The sequence below is a fragment of the Bacteroidota bacterium genome, from assembly GCA_018692315.1.
In the GTDB taxonomy this organism is placed as follows: domain Bacteria; phylum Bacteroidota; class Bacteroidia; order Bacteroidales; family JABHKC01; genus JABHKC01.
This window is the reverse complement of record JABHKC010000108.1, coordinates 1-4,340: the sequence shown is the minus strand read 5'-3', so window position 1 is coordinate 4,340 and position 4,340 is coordinate 1. Positions and strand designations below refer to the sequence as shown.

Sequence of the window (4,340 nt, the reverse complement as noted above, 5' to 3'; positions counted from 1 at the left end):
ATTAGTTCCAAAACAGACGAAAAAGTTTCCGTCAATTTGTGTATTTAAAGGAGCATTTGGTTGAATAAGGGTATATGTTTCAGTAAGTTGGCATGCTTGATTGTCGGTGATTGTTACAGTATAATCCCCTGCAAACAAATTGCTTAAATCTTCTGAAGTTTCGCTACTACTCCATAAATATGAATATGGAGTTGAACCGCCAATTATTTCTATATCAATAGCACCTGTATTTTCGTCGAAACACAAAATGCTGGTGAGTGAGAAATTATCGATAAGTAATAAATTAGGTTCGCTAATTGTAATATTTTCAGTAGCCGAGCAAGTTGCCGCAGTTGTGGAAATTGCTGTTACAGAATAATTTCCTGCCGGAAGATTTGAAATATTTGCACTTGTTTCGCCATTCGACCATTGATATGCATAGCTCGCATTTTGCCAACCTCCGGAAACTGTCGATGAAACTGAGCCGGTAGAATTTGAATAACAATCGACATTTGTACCGGTCAAACTTACAGAAAACTGAGAGTTAGGTTCTGAAATTGTAATATTGTCAAAATCTATACAAGCATGATTATCAGTAATTGTTAAATAATAATCTCCGGCAATAAGCCCTGAAATTGCATCAGTAGTTTCCCCGGTGCTCCAAATGTAAGAATAGGGCGGTGTTCCTCCCGCAGAATTTATTGAAGTAGCCGTTCCATCACTTGTTCCAAAACAGACGAAAAAGTTTCCGTCAATTTGTGTATTTAAAGGAGCATTTGGTTGAATAAGGGTATATGTTTCAGTAAGTTGGCATCCTTGAATGTCGGTGATTGTTACAGTATAATCCCCTGCAAACAAATTGCTTAAATCTTCGGTAGTTTCGCCACTACTCCACAAAAATAAATAAGGAGTTGAACCTCCGATAATTTCTATATCAATAGCACCTGTATTTTCATCGAAACACAAAATGTTGGTGAGTGAGAAATTATCTATCAATAATTCGTTCGGTTGGTAAATGGAGAAATTCCCCACAGTTGTACAGCCGTAGAAGTCATTAATTGTAACAAAATATTCGCCGGCAAATAAATCGATTATGTCTTCAGTAGTTTCGCTATTGTTCCATAGGAAAGTATTCTGCCCCCAACCACCTGAAACAGAAATATCTATTGTGCCATTGTTTGCATTATAACAGAATGTGTTGCTTACACTTGAGGAATTTATGTATAAAGAATCGTCGGCTTGAAAAACATTTATTCCCGACAATAATGGTCCAAAAGCAGTACCGGTCAAACTTTCGAGAGAACTAATTCCATTATCAAAATAAGTATTTGTATTTGGGAAACTCGTAGCATCGTAAGTTGCAGTACAATTAAATATTTGACCATCTGATGCTCTCCAGACTTTCCATTGAAAGGCTTCGTTGTTTTCAAAACCGTTTTTTATGCTATCTTCGGTACCTATCGCCGGTACAACTATGTTCTGGCCTGTCCAAATTTTATATCCTCCGCAAGTAATTGTTCCGAGCGAATCGTAAAAAACACCAATGTAGTCGCCCACAGAAATTGTTGTTCCGTTCAGAGAAATATTTACTGTGTTCTGTATCAAAATAGTGTGGTTGCCATCTGTGAACATATATTGCCACGGCAAGGATGGATTCCCTGAAATACTTTGGTCTAATACGCACAAGCTGTCATCTGTTACTGTTACTTTATAGTTTCCAGCTACCAAATTATTAACAGCATTAGTATTTTCCCCATTTTCCCAAAGATAAGTATATGGTGTACTGCCACCCGAGGGGGATAGATTTATTGCCCCATCTGAAGTTTCAAAACATGAAAGATTTGTTACATTGGCTACTACCTGTGGCTCAGAAATAATAAAATTCTGTATTACTGTTTGAAGTTGATTGTCTCTCACTGTGATTGTATAATTACCGTAATCGAGGTTCGAAATATCTTCAGTAGTTTCGCCATTAGACCAAATGTATGTGTAAGGAATTATGCCATCGAAAGTAGTAAGATCTATACTCCCATCGTTGGCATCGGGGCAGCTAATATCTTCATAAGTGCTTGTAATTGTCAAGGGAGGTTTATCTATAGTAATGTAGTTTTCCACAACTAAAGTATCGGATTGTGCTCCTCTAAAAATTATAAATTGAATTGAGAAAACATCATCACTCTGATAAATGTGGGTCGGATTTTGGAGAGTTGAAGTTTGTCCATCGCCAAAATCCCATTCCCAGGCTGTTTGTGTTCCGGGAGATAAGTCAATAAAATAAAGAGTGTCGCCAATTATTCCAACTGTATCTGAAACTGAAAAGTTTGCCTCAACAGGAAATTCCTGAAGATATAAATACGATCCGCCGTCTTCTTCTCCAATAATAAAATCGACAATTCCATCAGCATTAATATCATCAAAAATCATTTTGGCTCTCGAATAACTAAGGTCTCTAAAATCGTCAGTAATTAAATTAAATCCAGTTGAATCGTTAGTAATTTGCTCATAATAATTTACGTTAGGATTGTTTTCTGGAGCCAATAAATCTAATAATCCATTATTGTTGAAATCGCAAACAGTTGGGGCACATCTCCCACCAACATCAATTCCATTGAATTCTGATGTTATTAGATTAAATATTAGTGAGTTTATTGCAGATTGTTGGTAATGATAAATCTTACCATTATATTCACCGACGAGTAGGTCTAACAAAGCATTATTATCAATATCAATAAAAAACGGAACTGCCATGTTTCCAATATCTATTGAGTTAAAACTGCTCGTAATTTCACTAAAACTAAGAGAATTTGGTGAGTCTTGCTCATAGTGGTTCAAATTTCCTGATTGTTCGCCAATTATTAAATCTAACAAACCATCGCCATCAATATCAACAAATGTAGGAGTAGCATAACTGCCAATATCAATTCCGTTAAAATTATTCGAATGAAGTTGAAAAGTTTCAGAACCAAGCGAATCTTGTTCGTAGTGAAATAGTTTGCCTCCATCTTCACCAATAATTAGATCTATCAGACCATCACCGTCAATATCGACGGTTGTTGGTACAGTATTATCTCCCAGATCGGGAACATTAAAAGTAGTTGATAAGCTAAAGTCCTGAGATTTTGCTCCAATATTTATAAAAAGCATTAAAAATAAAAGGGTAGAAAGTTTATTTTTCATAATTTAGATTTATTATATATCAGTATTAATTTTATTAAAATTCATAAACCATTAAATATCAATTTTTCTCAAAATTACATTTTTTTGCTATTAAAGCAAAGACTTGGGCTATATTTGTTTTTCGGAATATTGATAAATGATTTACAATTGCAAAAGTTGGGAAATAGTATTTGCATTTCGCAGAGAGTAAATAATAGCTCGCTTGAGCGGTTTTGCAAACCAGCTCGCACAGATTTGCAATCCGTGCCCAACAGCATTAAATTAAGCTTAATTGTTAAGAATAATTTTTATCTTTGCTAAATGTCTGATAAATATAAAACACATGAAGCTGATAAAGCATATTTTATTACTATGATTGATGCACGGATTGCAAATCCTCGCAAGCGGGGTTGCTCCACCTGTTGTACCAAGATATTAGGTGATGCAGTATGAAAACTTATAGATACTTATATTACAAATTATATTGCATTTGGTTAAAAAAGAAAGATGAGCCAGAGAATGCCCGTATAAATGCTGTCATTACAATAACCTTCTTATTGTATGTTAATATTGTGAGTATCCCTCTTATTTTGCTGGCAATACATAAAAATGAAATTATCAATTTGCCTGAGATTGGCTCTAATGTAAAAATCTGGATAGGCTTAATTTTAGTAGGAGCTGGTATTATGAACTATTTTATACTAGCTCGCAAAAAGGAGCATGCTAAAATCATTGAAGAATTTAAAATGGAAAACAAGAGTAAAAGAAAGAAAGGAATGGTTTATACGATACTTTATCTTATTGTATCGTTTGGAATCCCATTGTACATATTTCTTTTTACAACTCCAAAATAAAATAAGAAGCCCGAGCAATCGGGCTTTTGTTTTATAATAAAGTTTGCAATCTTGTTTTAGTAATGAATGCATCTAAGAAAGTATAAACCATTTTTTTTTCTTCGGGCTTCATTTTATTCACTTCATCATTCGGTTTCTTTGTATCTTTATGAAACCGCTTCTCTGTCCATTATTTTTTGCCTCGGTCCTGAAGGAAGTAAATAATGGACAGAGAAGCTGCATTGTACATAACATGGATAGAATTTATAATATGTGTTATAGAAGTAATACATCAACTAAAAAAAGTCTTACAACAAATATGCAATTTCTGTAATATAATGTAGTAAACCATTTTGCTGGCAAATCGTCCTT

Annotated in this window: 2 protein-coding genes; one reads left to right on the top strand and one right to left on the bottom strand. The window is 34.4% G+C overall.

The genetic code is table 11. The annotated features are described in order from the left end of the window. On the bottom strand, window positions 1–3,156 hold a 3,156-nt coding region (locus tag HN894_08795; GenBank protein MBT7143422.1), incomplete at its 3' end, for a PKD domain-containing protein. Window positions 3,157–3,584: 428 nt separating this feature from the next. On the opposite strand from HN894_08795, the gene HN894_08790 reads away from it, so the two are divergent. Further along, the gene (locus HN894_08790) at window positions 3,585–3,989 is read left to right on the top strand and encodes a hypothetical protein (protein MBT7143421.1); all 405 of its coding nucleotides are present in this window, start codon (window positions 3,585–3,587) and stop codon (window positions 3,987–3,989) included. Window positions 3,990–4,340 lie beyond the last annotated feature (351 nt).